Source organism: Microlunatus sp. YIM B11417 (genome assembly GCF_059617205.1).
Map to the genome: position 1 here is coordinate 684187 of NZ_JCAMPJ010000002.1, position 18077 is coordinate 702263.

At 68.2% G+C, this 18077-nt stretch carries 15 protein-coding genes; 10 read left to right on the forward strand and 5 right to left on the reverse strand.

What is annotated here, in order from left to right; translation table 11 throughout:
• The first annotated feature begins 57 nt into the window (after positions 1–57).
• From AC6CCG_RS13580 to AC6CCG_RS13600, 5 genes are all read left to right on the forward strand, one after another.
• On the forward strand, positions 58–1377 hold the full coding sequence (locus AC6CCG_RS13580; protein ID WP_496655074.1) for an extracellular solute-binding protein: 1320 nt from the start codon (positions 58–60) through the stop codon (positions 1375–1377).
• Complete coding sequence (locus tag AC6CCG_RS13585) at positions 1374–2339, forward strand: carbohydrate ABC transporter permease (RefSeq protein WP_496655075.1); 966 nt, start codon at positions 1374–1376, stop codon at positions 2337–2339. The genes AC6CCG_RS13580 and AC6CCG_RS13585 overlap by 4 nt, the downstream gene beginning before the upstream one ends.
• Entirely contained in the window at positions 2336–3229 is an 894-nt protein-coding gene (locus AC6CCG_RS13590; protein ID WP_496655076.1) for a carbohydrate ABC transporter permease, read from the forward strand. Before AC6CCG_RS13585 ends, AC6CCG_RS13590 begins: the two co-directional genes overlap by 4 nt.
• Positions 3230–3242: 13 nt before the next feature.
• On the forward strand, positions 3243–4328 hold the full coding sequence (locus tag AC6CCG_RS13595) for an ABC transporter ATP-binding protein (RefSeq protein ID WP_496655077.1): 1086 nt from the start codon (positions 3243–3245) through the stop codon (positions 4326–4328).
• 145 nt (positions 4329–4473) lie between these two features.
• Positions 4474–4812 (forward strand): hypothetical protein, encoded by a 339-nt coding sequence (locus AC6CCG_RS13600; protein ID WP_496655078.1) that lies wholly within the window; start codon positions 4474–4476, stop codon positions 4810–4812.
• On the opposite strand, the gene AC6CCG_RS13605 is transcribed toward AC6CCG_RS13600, so the two are convergent.
• The gene (locus AC6CCG_RS13605) at positions 4809–5885 is read right to left on the reverse strand and encodes an inositol-3-phosphate synthase (protein ID WP_496655079.1); all 1077 of its coding nucleotides are present in this window, start codon (positions 5883–5885) and stop codon (positions 4809–4811) included. The two genes, AC6CCG_RS13600 and AC6CCG_RS13605, sit on opposite strands and share 4 nt — an antisense overlap.
• A 209-nt stretch (positions 5886–6094) precedes the next feature.
• Between AC6CCG_RS13605 and AC6CCG_RS13610 the strand changes: the two genes are divergently transcribed.
• The 5 genes from AC6CCG_RS13610 to AC6CCG_RS13630 are packed head-to-tail and all read left to right on the forward strand — an operon-like array spanning position 6095 to position 11650.
• Positions 6095–7885, forward strand: a complete 1791-nt coding sequence (locus AC6CCG_RS13610) for a peptide ABC transporter substrate-binding protein (protein ID WP_496655080.1) — start codon at positions 6095–6097, stop codon at positions 7883–7885.
• Positions 7886–7928: 43 nt separating this feature from the next.
• Positions 7929–8954 carry an ABC transporter permease gene (locus tag AC6CCG_RS13615; protein WP_496655081.1) on the forward strand — a complete coding sequence of 342 codons (1026 nt, stop codon included), beginning with the start codon at positions 7929–7931 and terminating at the stop codon, positions 8952–8954.
• Positions 8918–9832 carry an ABC transporter permease gene (locus AC6CCG_RS13620; RefSeq protein ID WP_496655082.1) on the forward strand — a complete coding sequence of 305 codons (915 nt, stop codon included), beginning with the start codon at positions 8918–8920 and terminating at the stop codon, positions 9830–9832. Before AC6CCG_RS13615 ends, AC6CCG_RS13620 begins: the two co-directional genes overlap by 37 nt.
• Positions 9829–10866 (forward strand): ABC transporter ATP-binding protein, encoded by a 1038-nt coding sequence (locus AC6CCG_RS13625; RefSeq protein ID WP_496655083.1) that lies wholly within the window; start codon positions 9829–9831, stop codon positions 10864–10866. Before AC6CCG_RS13620 ends, AC6CCG_RS13625 begins: the two co-directional genes overlap by 4 nt.
• Positions 10859–11650 (forward strand): ATP-binding cassette domain-containing protein, encoded by a 792-nt coding sequence (locus AC6CCG_RS13630; protein WP_496655084.1) that lies wholly within the window; start codon positions 10859–10861, stop codon positions 11648–11650. Before AC6CCG_RS13625 ends, AC6CCG_RS13630 begins: the two co-directional genes overlap by 8 nt.
• Before the next feature lie 820 nt (positions 11651–12470).
• Here AC6CCG_RS13630 and AC6CCG_RS13635 read toward each other — a convergent pair.
• The 4 genes from AC6CCG_RS13635 to AC6CCG_RS13650 all read right to left on the reverse strand — a co-directional run bounded on the left by AC6CCG_RS13635 (position 12471) and on the right by AC6CCG_RS13650 (position 18053).
• The gene (locus AC6CCG_RS13635) at positions 12471–12884 is read right to left on the reverse strand and encodes a class I SAM-dependent methyltransferase (RefSeq protein WP_496655085.1); all 414 of its coding nucleotides are present in this window, start codon (positions 12882–12884) and stop codon (positions 12471–12473) included.
• Between the two features lie 19 nt (positions 12885–12903).
• Positions 12904–14868, reverse strand: coding sequence for a M13 family metallopeptidase (locus tag AC6CCG_RS13640; protein ID WP_496655086.1), 1965 nt, complete (start codon positions 14866–14868; stop codon positions 12904–12906).
• 41 nt (positions 14869–14909) lie between these two features.
• Complete coding sequence (locus tag AC6CCG_RS13645) at positions 14910–16412, reverse strand: hypothetical protein (protein ID WP_496655087.1); 1503 nt, start codon at positions 16410–16412, stop codon at positions 14910–14912.
• Between the two features lie 102 nt (positions 16413–16514).
• A complete protein-coding gene (locus AC6CCG_RS13650; RefSeq protein ID WP_496655088.1) occupies positions 16515–18053 on the reverse strand; it encodes a hypothetical protein in 1539 nt (512 codons plus the stop codon).
• Between the last annotated feature and the right edge of the window lie 24 nt (positions 18054–18077).

Here is an 18077-nt window from a genome sequence, read left to right on the forward strand (position 1 = left end):
CTGGACGCGGGTCGGTCGGCGGAGGACCGTCGGAGTGACGCGTGTTGGAGGTGGACCATGATCAACGACGAAATCGGCCGCCGGCGGTTGCTGCAACTCGGCGGGCTGGCTCTCGGTTCGGCAGCGCTGTCCGGGTGCGGCGGCCCGGCCAAGGATGCCGGGGGCGCGATTGCCTTCCAGGGTTGGGACTACGAGCCGCAGGCCGTGGAGGACAACCTGGCCCGGTTCAAGGAACAGTCGGGGATCGAGGTCGGCTTCACGTCGATCACCGGCTCGCAGTACGTGCAGAAGACGGTGGCCGAGTTCACCGCAGGTTCGGAGCCGGACGCGCTCTACGTCTACGACGACTCGATGGCCGGTTGGGCCGACGCCGGCTACCTGCAGCCGATCGACGGACTGCCCGGCGTGGACGAGGTCTACCAGGCGATCTTCCCCGGCAACGCCGAGGCGATGACCCACGACGGCAAGCGCTACTGCCTGCCGTACTACACCGACTGCTCGGCCCTGCTCTACAACGCCGAGCTGCTCGAGAAGGCCGGATTGTCCGGGCCGCCGAAGACGCTGGAGGAGCTGACCGAACAGGCGATCACGCTCCGCGAGCGCGGCATCCTCAAGTACTCGATCGGGTTCGCCGCCCAGCTCAGTGACTCCTACTGGGGGTGGTTCTGGGCCTTGCTGTACGGGAGCGGCGGGACCATGTTCGATGATCAACTCCAGCCGATCATGGACACCACCGACCCGGTGCCGAAGGAGCTGCTCACCTGGCTGGACGATGCGGTCAGAGTGTCCAAGATCATCGACCCGGCCTCGGTGCAGATGGGACCGACGCCGGTGGACGAGGCGCTGTCCTCCGGCCAGTACGCCTTCACCTTCGCCTCGCGCTACGGCGCCCGCGCGTACAACGACCCGAAGAAGTCCAAGATCGCCGGCAAGATGAAGATGGCGCTGATCCCCGGCCTCGGCGGTCCCGGGCAGGGCAGCGTGCTGACCACCAGGATGTACGGTCTCAGCGCCAACACCGAGCGTCGCGACGACGCGATCAAGCTGCTCACCTACCTCGGCGGGTTCGACAACGAGGGCAAGCCGTACACGGCGAAGTTCTGGTTCCTCAACTACGGCCTCGGCTTCGCGTTCGAGGAGCTGGCCAAGGACCCGGAGGTGATCGCGGAGCTGAAGCGGTGGGGTGATCCGGACATCTATGCCGAGCTGTCGGCGACCGCGACGTCCCGCTCGGTGGTCGCCAAGCCGTGGTACTCGGAGTTCGAAACCGAGCTGCAGAAGGGGATCCAGCGGATCCTCACGGCCCAGGACGATCCGTCCTCGGTGGTCACCGCGCTCGCCACGTCGGCCCGCGACCTGGAGAAGAAGTACGCGTGACCGCTCCCACGGCCCAACGCGACCGGGTCCGGCCCGATCGGCCCCGACCCGGCCGCGCCCGTCCCGACCCGACCAGGCCGGTGCTCGGCGACACCGCCCGGGCCTGGCTGCTGAACGCGCCCGCGCTCGCGGTGATCGCGTTGATCATCGGGTTCCCGATCGGCTATTCGTTCTGGCTCAGCCTGCAGCGGAACAACCTGAAGCAGCCGGCCAAGCGCGGCTTCATCGGCGCGGACAACTACCTGTCCTTGATCACCGACCAGACCTTCCTCAACTCGCTCGGCATCACCTCGCTGTTCACGGTCGTCGTCGTGGTGATCACGACCGTACTGTCGTTGATCCTGGCTCTGGTGCTGAACGAGACGTTCCTCGGTCGCGGCGTGCTGCGCAGTCTCATCCTGCTGCCGTGGGCGATCCCGGGCGTGGTCGGCGGCCTGATGTGGCGGTGGATCTTCGACGCGAAGGTCGGCGCGCTGAACGGGCTGCTGGTCGGGCTCGGCGTGATCGACGAGTACCAGCCGTTCCTGGCCACCTCGACCTCGGCCTTCCTGGTCATCGTCGCAGCCGAGGTGTGGGGCATGCTGCCGTTCGCGTCGATGATCCTGCTGGCCGGGCTGACGGCGATCCCGTCCGAGATGTACGACGCCGCGCGGGTCGACCGGGCCGGCGCGTTCCAGCGGTTCTGGCAGGTCACCCTGCCCTGGCTGCTGCATCCGCTGCTGATGGTGTTGATCTTGCAGACGATGGGGGCGTTCCGCGCCTTCGACATCGTCTACCTGCTCACCGGCGGCGGCCCGGGCGAATCCACGAATGTGATCTCGCTGCAGGCGATCCGCACGTCGCTGTCGTACACGGACGTCGGGCTCGGCAGTGCCTATGCCTACGTGATCATGGGCATCACGCTGATCATCTCGATCGCGTACGTGGTCGCGCTGCACAAGCGGGGGAGCTTCGAGGTATGACCGAACTCGCCGAAGCCTCCGTGCCGCTGCGCTACCGGATCCCGTGGCGGAAGATCGTGGTCTACCTGCTGGCGATCATGTTCGCGATCTTCTTCGTGGCCCCGTTCTACTGGATCGTCGCGACCAGCTTCATGCAGGAGGCGGACGCCGTGTCGGTGCCGCCGCAGTGGATCCCGCTGCGCCCGACGCTGGACAACTACCTGCGCTTCCTCAACCCGGATCAGGCGGAGTTCGCCTCCCGGGCCGCGCAGAACCTGCCGCGGGCGATGGCGAACAGCGCGATCGTGGCCAGTCTCACCGCGCTGTGCAATCTGCTGCTCGGGGTGCTCGCCGCGTACACCTTCGCCCGGATCCCGTTCCGCGGCAGCCGCGCGTTGCTGATGGTCTACCTGGCGACCCGGATGGTGCCCGGCGTGACGATCATCGTCCCGTTCTATCTGCTGATGCGGGCGTTGCACCTGCTCGACACGTACCAGGCGTTGATCTTGTCCTACACCACGTTCGCGCTGCCGTTCACGATCTGGATCCTCAAGGACTACTTCCGGACCATCCCGCGTGAGCTCGAGGACGCGGCCCGGGTCGACCGGTGCACCTGGCCGCAGATGATGCGCACGGTCTTCCTGCCGATCGCCGCCCCGGGTCTGGTCACGGTGACGATCTTCTCGTTCCTGTCCGCCTGGAACGAGTTCATGTTCGCGCTGTTCCTCACCAGCTCGATCGAGACCCAGACGATGCCGATCGTGGTGGCCAACTTCGCCACCGACATCAACGTCCAATACACGGTGATGGCCGCCGCCGGCGTGCTCGCGGTGATCCCGCCGCTGGTGATCGTCATGGCGTTCCAGCGCCTCATCGTCCGCGGGCTGGCCGCGGGCTCGGTCAAGGGATAGGGAGATCGTCGAGATGGCCGAGGTCAGGCTTGATCATCTGCGCAAGGAGTTCGCCGGCAACGTGGCCGTCGAGGACCTGAACCTGATCATCGAGGACCGCGAGTTCCTCACCCTGGTGGGTCCGTCCGGCTGCGGGAAGACGACGACGCTGCGGATGGTCTGCGGGCTGGAGAAGTCCACCTCCGGCAGCATCCGGTTCGACGACGTACCGGTCGGGCACCTGCCTCCGAACCGGCGGGACGTGGCGATGGTGTTCCAGAGCTACGCCCTCTATCCGCACAAGACCGTCGCGCAGAATCTCGGCTTCGCGCTGAAGATGATGCGGGTACCGAAGCCGGAGATCACCCGTCGCGTGGCCGAAGTGGCGGAGTCGCTCGGCATCGCCAACCTGTTGGAACGGCGGCCGAAGCAGCTGTCCGGCGGGCAGCGGCAACGGGTCGCGCTGGGCCGGGCGATCATCCGCGACGCCGGCGCCTACCTGCTCGACGAACCACTGTCGAACCTCGACGCCCAGTTGCGGTCCGGGATGCGGGCCGAGCTGAAGCGGCTGCACGCCGATCTTCGTCGCACCTTCATCTACGTCACTCATGATCAGGTCGAGGCGATGACGATGTCGGACCGGATCGCCGTGATGAAGGACGGCGTGCTGCAGCAGTGCGCCTCGCCGACCGAGGTCTACGAGCGACCGGCAACGATGTTCGTCGCCGCGTTCATGGGCTCGCCCGCGATGAACTTCCTCACCGGCGAACTGCGCTCGGTCGACGGCGAACGCCGCTTCGTCAACGCCGCCGTCGACCGTCCGGTCCCGGCCGGCAGCGCCGATCCGGTCGGCCGCGAGGTGGTCCTCGGCGTCCGCCCGGAACACGTCCTGGTCTCCGACGTACCCTCCACCACCTCGGTCCCGGCCCGCCTGTTCGTCGCCGAGCCGCTCGGCGCCGAGGCCCTGCTCACCCTCGAGCTGGGCGGCGAGTTGATCAAGGCCAAGGTGCCCGCCCCGTTCGACGCGAAGCCCGACACCCCCTTCCACCTGACCCTCGCCGCCGACCGCCTGCACCTCTTCGACCCCGCCGCCGACGGCCGCTCCCTCTCCGCGCCCTGAGCCCGTCGAAGGGCATCCCCGGTCGAGATCATCAGCTCGACGTCACTGACCTCTCTCGCGGCATCGGCTCCGGCTGGTTGGTCACGTCGGCGAGCTGCGTCTGACGGCCCGGCGCGATACCGGCCGGAGTGCCTACCATCGAACCATGGCGAAGCGGCCGGGTTCCCGGGCGGGGGCGATCATCACGATCGCCCTGCTCGGATCGACCATGATCGGCTGCGGCCGGCCCGAGACGCTGCCGGCCGAGTGCGCCCAGGTCGCGATCGACGTGGCGGCGGGCTCCGTGGGTGAGCCCACTCCGGAGGCCGCTCTCAAACAGTGGCTCGCGACGGGTGCCTCGCCGCTCGCTCCGCGCGACGGCTGGACGATGAGGCGCGAGAACGGATCGCTCTACTGGGCCAACGGTCTCCACCGGGTCGAGATCGTCGATCTCGGCACGGGCGGCGGGTCGGGCTGGGCGGTCACCGGCTCCAACTGCGCCTAGCCCTCGTCGCCGCGGATGAAGTCCTCGACAAGATCACGGGCGGTGGAGTCGTCGTACTGTGTCGGCGGGGTCTTCATGAAGTACGCGCTCGCGCTGTCGATCGGGCCACCGAGGCCGCGGTCCAGGGCGATCTTGCAGGCGCGGATGGCGTCGATCACGATGCCGGCGGAGTTGGGCGAGTCCCAGACCTCGAGCTTGTACTCCAACTGGACCGGCACATCGCCGAACCCGCGACCCTCGAGCCGGACCAGGGCGTGCTTGCGGTCGGCCAGGAACGGTACGTAGTCGCTGGGCCCGATGTGCACGTCGGCGTCGGCCAGCTCCCGCGGGATCTGCGACGTGACGGCGCGGGTCTTGCTGATCTTCTTCGAGTCGAGCCGGGACCGTTCCAGCATGTTCTGGAAGTCCATGTTGCCGCCGAAGTTCAGCTGGTACGTGTGATCGAGAGTGACGCCGCGATCCTCGAAGAGCTTGGCCAGCACCCGGTGCGTGATCGTCGCACCGACCTGGCTCTTGATGTCGTCGCCGACGATCGGCAGGCCGGCCTCGCGGAAGCGTTCGGCCCACTCGGGATCGGACGCGATGAACACCGGCAGCGCGTTGACGAAGCCGACGCCGGCCTCGATCGAGCACCGGGCGTAGAACTTGTCGGCCTCCTCCGAGCCCACCGGCAGATAGGAGACCAGCACATCGGCCCGCGCCTGCCGCAGCGCGGCCACCACGTCGACCTCGGCCGCGGAGGACTCGGTGATCGTTTCGCGGTAGTAGGCGCCGAGGCCGTCGAGCGTCGGTCCGCGGAGCACCTCGATCCCGGTCGGCGGCACGTCGCTGATCTTGATCGTGTTGTTCTCGCTGGCGTGGATCGCGTCGGCAAGATCAACTCCGACCTTCTTCGCATCCACGTCGAACGCGGCCACGAACTCGAGATCACCGATATGGTACGGACCGAACCGTACGTGCATCAGGCCCGGGATGGCCTTGCCCTCGGGGGCGTGCCGGTAGTAATGAACCCCCTGGACGAGCGAGGACGCACAGTTGCCGACACCGACGATGGCCACCCGAATCGAAGTCACGACGGCAGGCTAATCGAGCCGTTCCGGCCGGGATTGTCCGGTCAAGGCAGAGCGTCGGCCGGTCCTGGGCCACCGCAAGGACGGCTGAGGATTGTTACAAGTTGGTGGCGAGGATTTACGGGCGGCCCAAAATAGTTATTATGGTCCAACCAAAGCGGCGACGGCGCTGTGTGCCTCCGCCGACAGTCCGGGGTAGAGAGGTGGAATCAATGGAGACGTCCGTGTCGCCGGGGGGCTTGGCGAAGGTACCGGCCAACCGACGCGACTTCCTGCGTCTGTCCGGAGCGCTCGGCATTGCCGCGACGGGCACCTGGTCGCTGACCGGGTGCAACATCTTCGGCAGCCAGCCACAACAGCAGGAAGGTGCCAAGTCGCTGCGGATCGCCTACACCACTGTCGAGACCGTGGATCCGCAGGTGATCACCAACGGCATGTGGATCCTGACCCGCGGGATCCTCGAAGGTCTGGTCACCCAGACCGAGACCGGAGACTCGGTGAACCCCGCCACGGCGGAGTCCTGGGAGGTCTCCGACGACAATCTGACCTACACGTTCAAGCTGCGCGAGAACGCCATGTGGTCCAACGGTGACCCGGTCACCGCGCACGACTTCGAGGCCACGTACAAGCGGCTGTTCACCCCGTCCGGCGCCAGCGCCGGTGGGACCACGCTGGGCGCGAACTCGTACCAGGCCTCGACGGGGATCAAGGGCGCGGTCGAGTTCCTCTCCGGCGCGCTGACGGACTGGTCGCAGGTCGGCGTCAAGGCCACCGGGGACAAGGAACTGGTGATCACCCTCGCCAATCCGAACCCGGACCTGCTGCCCGCGCTGAGCCACCCGTCGCTGCTGCCGCTGCACATGAAGACGGTCGAGGAGAAGCCGGACGACTGGCAGAAGCCGCCGAACTTCATCACCAACGGCCCGTACGCGGTGAAGAACTGGGTGATGAACTCGACCCTGGACCTGGTCCCGAACGAGAAGTACTGGGACCGCGGCCAGGTCTTCTACGACAGCATCCAGGTGCAGTTGATCGAGGCGACCGCGAGCGGCACCCAGACGGTCCCGTACGAGAACAACGAGACCGACATCGTGTCGGTCCCGGACGTCGACGTGGCCCGGTTCCAGAAGGATCCCGAGCTGTCGAAGCACCTCAAGGTGGTCGAGAACTACAGCGTCGCCTACCTGGCCAAGCTGCGCAGCGAGAACCCGGCCCTGGAGGACGTCCGGGTCCGGCAGGCGCTGTCGATGGCGATGAGCCGGGACACCCTGGCCGGCGTCGTCACCGGAGCCAAGGCCGGCCAGACCCTGGTCCCCGGCCGGGTCAAGGGCTGGGACGACAGCTTCGCCCTCGGCGAGGACATCGAGCAGGCCAAGCGGCTGCTGGCCGAGGCCGGCTACCCGGACGGCAAGGGACTGCCGGAGATCCGGATCCTGGCCGGCGTGGACAGCCCGATCATCGCGGCGCTGGCCGATGTCTGGCAGAAGAACCTCGGCATCAAGGTCCGGCCCGACATCGTCGAGTCCGGCGTGTACGTCGAGCGCCGCTGGCAGGTCCAGAAGGGCGACTACATCGGCTTCTACTTCGGTACGTTCGCCGGTCTGCCCACCTGGCCGACCTACACCGGGTCGCTCTGGTCGCCGATCGACGTGCAGAAGTTCAGCCTGCCGTCGGAGTCCTGGGCGCAGTACCAGAAGCTCGAGCAGGACAAGAAGCTCGACGCCGGCACCAAGAACAAGCAGCTCGCCGCCCTGCTGAAGGAGAAGAGCTCGCCGGGGTCGCGTGAGATGGCCGAGCTGGTGGCGAAGGGCTACGCCGAGCCGGACGCGGCCAAGCGGTTGGCGATCTTCAAGGAGGCGGCCGGCATCCGGGAGCAGGAGTCGCTCTACATCCCGGTGCTCTGGCTGAGCGTCTACTTCGCGGTGCGCCCGACGATCGAGGGGATCGTCATGCGTGCGTACCCGGACTACTTCTACCTCAAGGGCCTGAAGCCGAAGGCCTGACGGCCGGGCAGGTCCGATTCATCGACGAGGAGGAGGATGAGGCGTGGGATTCCTGCGTTATCTGGCCAGCCGGGTGCTCCGGCTGGTGCTGTCCCTGATCGCGGTGTCGATCATCGCGTTCACGCTGCTTCAGCTGGCACCCGGGAGCTTTGCCGACATCGCCCGGGTGAGCAGCGGCGCCACCAACATCGGCAGTGCCGGCACCGAGCAGATGGTGACCGAGCTGGAGAACCGGTACGGCGAGGACAAGCCGGCCTGGCAGCAGTACCTGATCTTCATGAAGGGTGCGATCACCTGGGACTTCGGCCCGTCGTACAAGTACGCCGGGCAGGACGTCCAGGACATCATCGCCACGGCCTTCCCGGTCTCGGCGACGCTGGCGATCATCGCGGTGATCATCGCCCTGTTGATCTCGGTGCCGATCGGTGTCTTCGCCGCGCTGCGGAAGGACTCGATCGGCGATCACGGGGCGATGTTCGTGGTCACGCTCGGGCACGCGCTGCCCAGCTACCTGACCGCGGCGTTCCTGATCTTGTTCTTCACCGCGACCCTGCACCTGCTGCCCTCAAGCGGCTGGGACGGTCCGGCGAACATGATCATGCCCGTGCTGGCGCTGGCGCTGGGCCCGGTGGCGGTGCTGGCCCGCTATGTCCGGTCCAGCATGCTGGAGACGCTCCGCGAGGAGTACGTGACGGCGGCGCTGGCCAAGGGCGGTCCGTACAGCACGGTCGTGATCCGGCACGCGCTGCGCAACTCGCTGATCCCACTGGTCACCGTGGTCGGGCCGCTGCTGGCCGGGCTGATGACCGGGACCGTGTTCGTGGAGACGCTGTTCCGGATCCCGGGGCTCGGGCTCTACTTCACCCAGGCCGCTGCGAGCCGTGACATGCCGCTGCTGATGGGCACCACGTTGTTCTTCGCGTTGATCTTGATGGTGGTGAACCTGATCGTCGATCTGATCTATGGCGCACTGGATCCGCGGATCCGCGCCGAAGCCGGTGGACGCGGATTCTTGCGAGGGGGGAGGAAGCTGTGGCAACAGTCGAAAGTACAGCCGACGTCGGCCTGACCGCCGCCGTGCCGACCCGCGAGGTCGTCACGAAGAGTCCGCTCCGGCACGCCTGGGACCGGTTCAGCCGTAACAAGTTGGCCCTGGGCAGCCTGATCTTCTGTGGGCTGTTGATCATCGTCGCGCTGATCGCGCCGCTGATCGCACCGTTCCACTACACCGACACCGACTTCGACAACAAGCTGGTGGGCCCGGGCGTCGGGGGACACCTGCTCGGCACGGACGCGCTGGGGCGCGACGTGTTCAGCCGGGTGCTCTACGGTCTCCGTACCGCCTTGTCGGTCGCGTTCGGTGCCGAGGTCACCGCACTCGTCCTGGCGTTGATCATCGGGCTGCTGGCCGGCTATGTCGGCGGGCGGCTCGAGCAGGGCCTGATGGCCGGCACCGACGTGATGTACGCGTTCCCGAGCTACCTGTTCGCGGTGGTCCTGGTGACCGTCCTCGGCCGCAGCATCTTCGCGCTGATCCTGGCCATCGGCATCGCGTCCTGGGTCACCCAGGCCCGGCTGGTCCGGGCCCAGGTACTCACGCTGAAGCAGCGGGAGTACGTCGAGGCGGCCCGGTCGATGGGCGCGTCCGGGTTCACGATCGCGGTGCGCTACATCCTGCCGAACGCGATCGGCCCGATCCTGGTCACCACCAGCTTCGGCATCCCGGCCGCGATCGGCGCCGAGGCCGGACTCGCTCTGCTCGGGCTCGGCGTCGAACCGCCGACCCCGTCGTGGGGCGGCATGATCTCCGAGGGTGTCCGGTCGCTGCTCTCGGCGCCGCACCTGCTGCTGTTCCCGGCGGCGCTGTTCGCCCTCACCCTGCTGGCGTTCACCTGGGTCGGCGACGGCCTGCGCGACGCCTTCGATGCGAGCGGAGACCAGCGATGACCGCACGTTCCCTGAGCCCGTCGAAGGGCCCCGAGCCTGTCGAAGGGTCGCATCTGCTCGAGGTGACGGACCTGCGGACCGAGTTCCGCAGGGCCGACGGTGAGCGGCTGACCGTCGTCGACGGGATCAGCTTCACCGTCGAACCCGGCAAGGCGCTGGCGATCGTCGGCGAGAGCGGCAGCGGCAAGAGCGTCACGGTGCGCAGCCTGCTCGGCCTGCTGCCGCGGACCGCCCGGGTGGCCGGCGGCACAGCGCGGTTCCAGGGCAAGGACCTGCTCGCGCTCAAGCAGCGAGAGCTGCGCAAGATCCGGGGCCGCGACATCGGCATGGTGTTCCAGAACGCCATGGAGGCGATGAACCCGACCCTGACCGTGGAACGGCAGCTCACCGAACACCTGCTCTGGCACGGGATCTGCAACAAGGCCGATGCCCGCAAGCGAGCCGTCCAGGCGCTGGGCGACGTCGGCATCCCGGAGCCCGAACGCCGGGTCCGGATGTATCCGTTCCAGATGTCCGGCGGCATGCGGCAACGGGCGATGATCGCGATGGCGATGATCACCCGGCCGGCGCTGCTGATCGCCGACGAGCCGACCACGGCCGTCGACGTGACCATCCAGCGCCAGCTGCTCGATCTGCTGGCGGGGCTGAAGGACCAGGGCACCGGCGTCATCATGATCACTCACGATCTCGGGGTGGCGCGCTACTTCTGTGACGACGTGATGGTGATGTACGCCGGCCGGGTGATGGAGCGGGCGACGACGCTGGACCTGCTGGACCGGCCGCGGCATCCGTACTCGGTGGGGTTGTTGGGTTCCAGCATCGAGGTCGGCGGGCGTGACCTACCGCTGATCCCGATCCCGGGCAGCCCGCCCGACCTGGCGCGGCGGCCGAAGGGCTGTCCGTTCAACCCACGGTGCACCCAGGCCGAGCAGCCGCGGTGCTCCGAGGAGCAGGAGTTGATCAAGGTCGAGTCCGGGTCGGCTGGGTCAGTTGATCATGGCGCGGCGTGTTGGAAGGCGGCGGCACTTGTCTGAGTCAGCGAAGCAGGGCGAGGTGCTGGTCCGGGCGGAGTCGGTGAGCAAGCTCTTCTCCAGCCGGGCCGGCGAGACCCTCGCGGTCGACGACGTCTCGCTGGACGTCCGCCGCGGTGAGACCGTCGGCATCGTCGGCGAGAGCGGCAGCGGCAAGTCCACCCTGGCCCGGCTGATCATGGGCCTGCAGCCGGTCACGTCCGGCCGCATCCTGTTCGAGGGACAGGAACTGTCCGCCCTGACCGGCAAGGCGCAGCACGCGCTCCGGGGCAAGATGCAGATGGTCTTCCAGAATCCGTACGGGTCGCTGCTGCCGCACTACACGGCGGTCGGCAATGTCGCGGAACCGCTCCGGCTGCACAACCGCGGCACCCGCGAGTCCCGGCGGGCCAAGGCCCTCGAACTGCTCGAACTGGTCGGCGTCAACCCGCGCTTCGCAGACCTGTCGCCGCGCCAGTTCTCCGGCGGCCAGCAGCAGCGGATCGCGATCGCGCGGGCCCTGGCGCTGGAGCCGGACCTGCTGGTCTGCGACGAGCCGACGTCCTCGCTGGACGTCTCGATCCAGGCGCAGATCCTGGCCCTGTTGGAGGACCTGCGCGGCTCGCTCGGCCTGTCCTGCGTGTTCATCTCGCACAACCTGGCCGTCGTGGAACGGCTGGCCGACCGGGTCGCCGTGATGCGTACCGGGAAGATCGTCGAGGAGGCTCCCACCGAGCAACTCTTCGCCGACCCCCAGGACGAGTACACCAAGACCCTCCTGGCCGCCGTCCTCCCCGTCCGCGCCTGACCCCCCTCCCACCTCCCTTTCGCCGACCGGTCACCAAAGCAGCGGTTTCTGCGGCGTGTCACTGCGTGAGTGACCGGTCGGTGGGGGCAGTCCGGCACGTGGAAGTGTGCTCCTCGCGGGTGCGCAGGGGCATCGCCATGCGCGCGGGACCGTGACGTGGGCTTGTCCTGGATGCGCGCGGGACCGTGACGTGGGGCCCGTCCTGGTGCGCGGGGGCAATCGTGGTGCGCGTCGACAAGTGGCCGTGGGCTGCGGCTACGGGAGCGGGCGGGAGCGACGGTGAGATGCTCGGCGAGGAGCGCGGGCGGATCGTGCGTGGGCGGGTCGTGCGACAAGACCAAGGCGAACCCAGCCGAGCACGCCAACCACCTACGGTCGGTGACATCGTCGAGTGTGAGCTTCCGTACCTCTGAAATCGATCTCAAGCGGTCGTAGGGTCACACTCGATGAATCCACGGCTGCAGGGGCGGAGCGTTCCGGCGGGCTCGGCGGATTTTTGGGTGAGGGCGTAGCGGAAGTGGTTGGTCAGGCGGTAGCCCTCGCCGGTACGGAACGGTGCGGCGGCTCGGAGGACGACGGGGGTGAGCGCGTCCCGCTGCTCCGGCGGATGGCCGAGCAGTGTGCCGCGGAGCAGGTCCGGCTCGCTGACCTGCCAGTCGAGGGCGACCGGGCCCGCATCCTTCGGGGGCAGTTCGGCGCGGGCGAACAGGGCTTCCAGACCGCCGGGCTCGCGGAGCGGACCGCCGGGCAGGATCTCGGTGCCGGTGGCCTCGGCGATCGCCTGCTCGATCCGGAACAGGTCGTTCCGGGCGTCCTCGGCTCAGTTGGCGATGGCGACGTGACCGCCCGGCCGGGTGACCCGGACCAGGGTCGCCAGGGCGGAGTCGGGATCGGCGGCGAACTGCAGGGCGTTCACGGACGTCACGACGTCGAAGGCGGCCGCGGGGAAAGCAAGATCATCGAAGCCGCCGATCCGGAGGTCGGCGGTCGGAAGACGTTCCCGGGCGAGTTCGATCATGCCGGGCGCGGGGTCGACGCCGGCCAGGTCGGCGCCGAGCCCGGCCAGGTGGCCGAGCCACTCGCCGGAGCCGCAACCGACGTCCAGGACCCTGCTGCCGGCGCCGATCCCGGCCGCCCGGATGATCTTGGTCCAGACCGGGCGCGGGTGATCGCCCCACAGCCTGGACCACTCGGCGGCGGCCGCGGACCAGCCGGTCGGGTCGGCGCCGTCCATGATCAGCTCGCGTACGGGGTCACCAGATGCTGACGCGCTTGTCCGGGTCCAGGTAGAGGGCGTCGGTCGGCTGCAGGTCGAACGCTTCGTAGAACGCCTCGACGTTGCGGACGATCTGGTTGCAGCGGAACTCGTTCGGCGCATGCGGATCGACCGCGAGCCGCTGCAGCACCGTCTCGGTGCGGGCCTTGGACTGCCAGATCGCGCCCCAGTTGAGGAACAGCCGCTGCTCCGGCGTGTAGCCGTCGATCGACTCCGCCGGCGCGTCCTGGGTGGCCAGCCGGAACGCCTTCAGCGCGATCGACAGGCCGCCGAGGTCGCCGATGTTCTCGCCGATCGTCAGTGAGCCGTTGACCTTGTGGCCCGGCGTCTGGGCCGGCTCGAGCGCGTCGTACTGCTCGATCAGGGCGGCCGTACGCTGCTCGAACGCCGCCCGGTCGTCCTCGGTCCACCAGTTCCGCAGCGCACCGTCGCCGTCGCAGGTGGAACCTTGATCATCGAAGCCGTGCCCGATCTCGTGGCCGATCACCGCGCCGATGCCGCCGTAGTTCACCGCGTCGTCGGCGTGCTCGTTGAAGAACGGCGGCTGCAGGATCGCGGCCGGGAAGACGATCTCGTTGCGCAGCGGGTGATAGTAGGCGTTGACCGTCTGCGGGGTCATGATCCATTCCTCGCGGTCGACCGGTTGGCCGACCTTGGCGAGGTTGCGGGTGATCTCGAAGTCGACCGCGCGGGCGACGTTGCCGATCAGGTCGTCCCGGCGGATCTCCAGCGACGAGTAGTCGCGCCACTTCGACGGGAAGCCGATGTGCGGCCGGAACTTGGCCAGCTTGTCCAGCGCTTCCTTCTTGGTGTCCTCGGTCATCCAGTCCAGGTCGGTGATCGACTGCCGGTACGCCTCGATCAGGTGTCCGACCAGCCGGTCCATCCGCTCCTTCGCGGTCGGCGAGAAGTGCCGCTCCACGTAGATCTGGCCGACCGCCTCGCCGAGCGAGCCCTCGACCAGCTCGACGCCGCGCTTCCACCGTTCCTTGAGCTTCGGCGTGCCGGACAGAACCGTTCCGTAGAAGGAGAATCGCTCGTCGACGAACGCGCTGGCGAGGTACGGCGACAGCGAGGAGATGATCTTCCACCGCGCCCAGGCCCGCCAGGAGTCCAGCCGGGCACGGGTGAGCAGCCCACCGATCTCGGAGAAGAACGACGGCTGCATGACGACCAGTTCGGCCATCGTCTCCCGGTCGACGCCGAGGCCGGCCGCATACTCGGGCCAGTTCAGCGCCTCGTAGGTCTGCTCGAAGTCCTCCAGCGTCATCAGGTTGTACATCAGCCGCAGGTCCCGGGTCTTCACCTTGTCCCAGTGCGCGGCCGCGATCTCGGTCTCCAGGTCGAGCACCCGTTTGGCCTGGGTGGCCGGGTAGTCGACCTCGGCGAGCGCGAACGACGCCGCGATGTGCTCCTGGTACTTGGTCCGGATCTCGGCATGATCATCGAGCCGGTAGTACTCCTCGTCCGGCAGACCGAGGCCGGACTGCCCGACGAAGATCACCGACCGGTTCGGGTCGCCCGGGTCGGATTCGACGTCCAGCCCGACCAGGCCGCTGATCCCGCGCCGGTAGAAGCTGCCGATCAGGCGCACCAACTCGGCCGGGGTGTCGGTCTGGTCGACCTCGGCGAGCAGGCCGGTCAGCGGGCTCGCCCCGGCCGCCTCGACCGCGTCGGCGTCCATGAAGCTCGCGTACAGATCCGCGATCTTGGCCTCGTTGCTGCCGGGCTCGCCCTCGGTCAGCCCCGTGATGATGTCGCGTACGGCAGCCTCGGCGGCATCGCGCAGCGCGATGAAGGAGCCGGCCATCGGCTTGTCGTCGGCGATCTCGGTCTCGGCGATCCAGCGGCCGTTGACGTGGCGGAACAGGTCGTCGGCGATGCGGACGTCGTGATCGAAGGCGGAGAAGTCGATCGCGGGCACGGGTACGGTGTCGGTCACCCATGCATGTTATGTCAGAGCAACGATGCCGGTCCCGGTGATCAGTAGTTGCGGGTCCAGGTGATCGGGTACGGCTCCTTGGACAGGTCGGCCGTGACGATGTAGGCGCGCAGCTCGTCGGACCAGCTGTCGTTGTTGAACGTGGTCGACTGGCCCTTGTAGGTGCCGGTGCCGGCGAACTTCAGCCGCAGCTTCAGGTCGACGTTGGCCACCGTCGGCTTGGTGGAGTCCAGCGTCGGCTCGAAGTTCTTGAACGTGTCCTCCAACAGGGTCCACTTGATCGACGTCGGGGCGATCTTCTGATCGGAGTTCGGGGTGATCAGGTTGGGGCAGTTCTTCGGCGCCAGTTCCTTCTTCGCCAGGCAGGCCTTGAGCGACTTCTGGGTGGCCGCGAGCAGCGCCTTCTTGCCGTTCGAGGTCAAGGTCGGTGTCAGGGTCGGCGCCTCGACGTCGTCGGTCAGTTCGGTGACGGTGAACTCGTTCTCGTCGCCGTAGTCGATCGCCTTCAGCCCCGTCGCCACCTCGTACGATCCCGGCAGCAGCGGCACACTGTCCGCTTCCACCTCGACGCCGTTGATCACCAGCGGCAACCCCTCGACGATCACCGAGCTCAGGTCGAGCTCGGCGTAGCCGCGGACGAGCTTCCAGTCCTCGCCCTGCTTGGTCACGCCGAAGGTCAGGTTCACCGACTCCTGGCCGATCATGAAGCTGGCGTCGACGCTGGCCGAGCCGTTCGGGTTGTCCGGGACCTCGGTGACCGTGATGCCGGTCAGCGGCGCGCGGCCGATGGAGTCCTGCAGCACCGCGTCGGTGATCAACGCGGCGTCGGCCGGGACGTCGGCGCTGAAGCCGATCGCGTCCGTCGCCTTGCCCGCGGCCAGGGCCTCGAGGTACGCCTTCACGGTGCCGCTCGGGGTCTTCGCCGGCGGGGTCGGATCGGTGCCGGCCCCGGCCTGGGTGGACCGGAACAGCACCACGCCACCAACGACGCCGAGCACGATCAGGGCCAGCACGCAGACGCCGACGATGAGCAGCATCCGGGTGTTGTTGTTCTTCTTCGGCGGCTGCTGCGGAGGCCCGCCGTACGGACCCTGTGGCGGGCCGCCCGGACCGGCCAGGTAGCCCGGTGTTCCGGGGCTGCCGGCGGTCCCGCCCGGCGACTGCTGGTACCCGCCCGGACCCGGAAGATACTGGGTGTTGGCCGTCTGCGGACTGCCGGTCGAGTCACCGTAGCCGGGTTGGCCCTGCGGCGGCTGTTGTCCGTAGCCCGGTTGCTGGCCGTAGCCGGGCTGTTGTTGGCCGTAGCCGGGTTGGCCCTGTGGCGGTTGCTGTCCGTAGCCCGGTTGCTGGCCGTAGCCGGGCTGTTGTTGGCCGTAGCCGGGTTGGCCCTGTGGCGGTTGCTGTCCGTACCCCGGCTGCTGGCCGTAGGGCTGGCCGCCCTGCCCCTTCCCGAACCCGTCTGCCCCCGGGCCCTGACCGGAACCGCCCTGGGGATTGCCCCCGTACGGCCCGGGCTGACCACCAGGCGGGTACTGACCACTCATGCTGGACTCCGTCACATCGTCAGGCGCTGTGTGCGCCGCTCGGGCACCAACCTTACCGAGCGACGTGCCCAACTCGACGGGCCCGTGGGACGCCCCGCGAGGTCAGGTGGTGCGCTCCCAGGCCAGCTTCATCGGCTCCTTGGTCAGGTCCGCCGTGATGTAGAAATAGCGCCACTGATTCGACCACGAGTTGTTGTTGAACGTGGTCGGCTGACCGTTGTAGGTGCCGCGGGCGGAGAACAGGAACTTGAGCCCGAGCTTGCCCTTGGCCAGGTAGCTCCCGTTGCCGCTGTCCACCAGCCCGCCCTTGAAGTTGTCCCAGGTGTTGGCGTGCGAGGACCACCGGACCGAGTCCGGGTCGATGGACTGGCCGGGGCCGGTGGTGACGAAGTTCGGGCAGCCGTTCGGCGCCACCTCGCGCTTGGCCAGGCAGTTCTTCAGGGCTGCCTTGGCCGCCGAGACGAAGGTCTTGGTGCCCGCCTCGGTCAGCGTCGCCGCCGTCGTCGGCATCGAGGGCTGGCCGGTGGCGCTCTTGACCAGGAACTCGTCCTCGCCGTAGCCGATCGCCTTCAGCCCGGTCGTCAGCTTGTACGAACCCGGCAGCAGGACCGCGCTGTCGGCGGTGGTCTTCACGCCGTTGATCAACATCGGCAGATTGTCCAGTTTCACCTCGGACAGGCTGACCGTCGCGTACGGGTTCGTGAGCTTCCAGTCGTCGCCGACCTTGGTCAGCGGGAACTGCTGGGTGACCGTCTCGTCGCCGAGCTTGAAGGTGGCGTCGACAGTGGTCGTGTCGCCCGACGGCGGGGTCTTGCCGACCGGGACCGAGATCGCGGTCAGCGGCGCCCGCGACGAGGACTCCTTGAGCACCGCATCGGTGATCAGGCTCTTGTCGCCCGGCGGGTTCGCGGCGAAGCCCACGGCCGCCGCGGCATTGCCGGCGGCCAGCGCCTCGAGGAACCCGCGGACCGCCGCCGGCGGCTTGGCCGCTGCGGCCTCCTGAGCGTTGCGATACAGGACGACACCACCGACGACGCCGCCGATGATCAGGGCCAGCACGACCACGCCGACGATGATCAGAAGCTTGGTGTTGCGCTTGCGGGGCGGCGGCTGCTGCTGGTTTCCGTACGGCGACTGCATCCCGTACGGCTGCTGCTGGGTGCCGTAGGGCTGCTGCTCGTACGACCCGGGCTGACCGCCCGAGTAGCCGGGGGACCCGGGACTTCCCGCCGTCGCGCCGGGCGTCTGCTGGTAGCCGCCCTGGTTGCCGTACCCCGGCTGCTGCCCGTAGCCGGTCTGCTGGCCGTAGCCGGTGCCTGGTCCGGGATAGCCGCCCTGGTTGCCGTAACCGGGCGGGGGGCTGGCCGGACCGGACGGCTGCGGGGCCGGTGACTGCTGTCCGTGCGGTTGCTGGGGCTGCTGCTGGCCGGGCTGCTGCTGGCCGTAGCCGGTCTGCTGACCGGGCTGTTGCTGGCCGTAACCGGGCGGCGGGCCGCCCTGGCCGGGCTGCTGGCCGTAGGGCGGCTGGCCGCTGTTGGGCGACGATCCGTAACCGCTGGCATCTGGACCGCTGCCGGACCCGTCCTGGGGATAGTTTCCGTAGGGGCCGGGCTGGCCCCCAGGCGGATACTGACCACTCATGTCTGGACACTCCGTTGGTTTCGG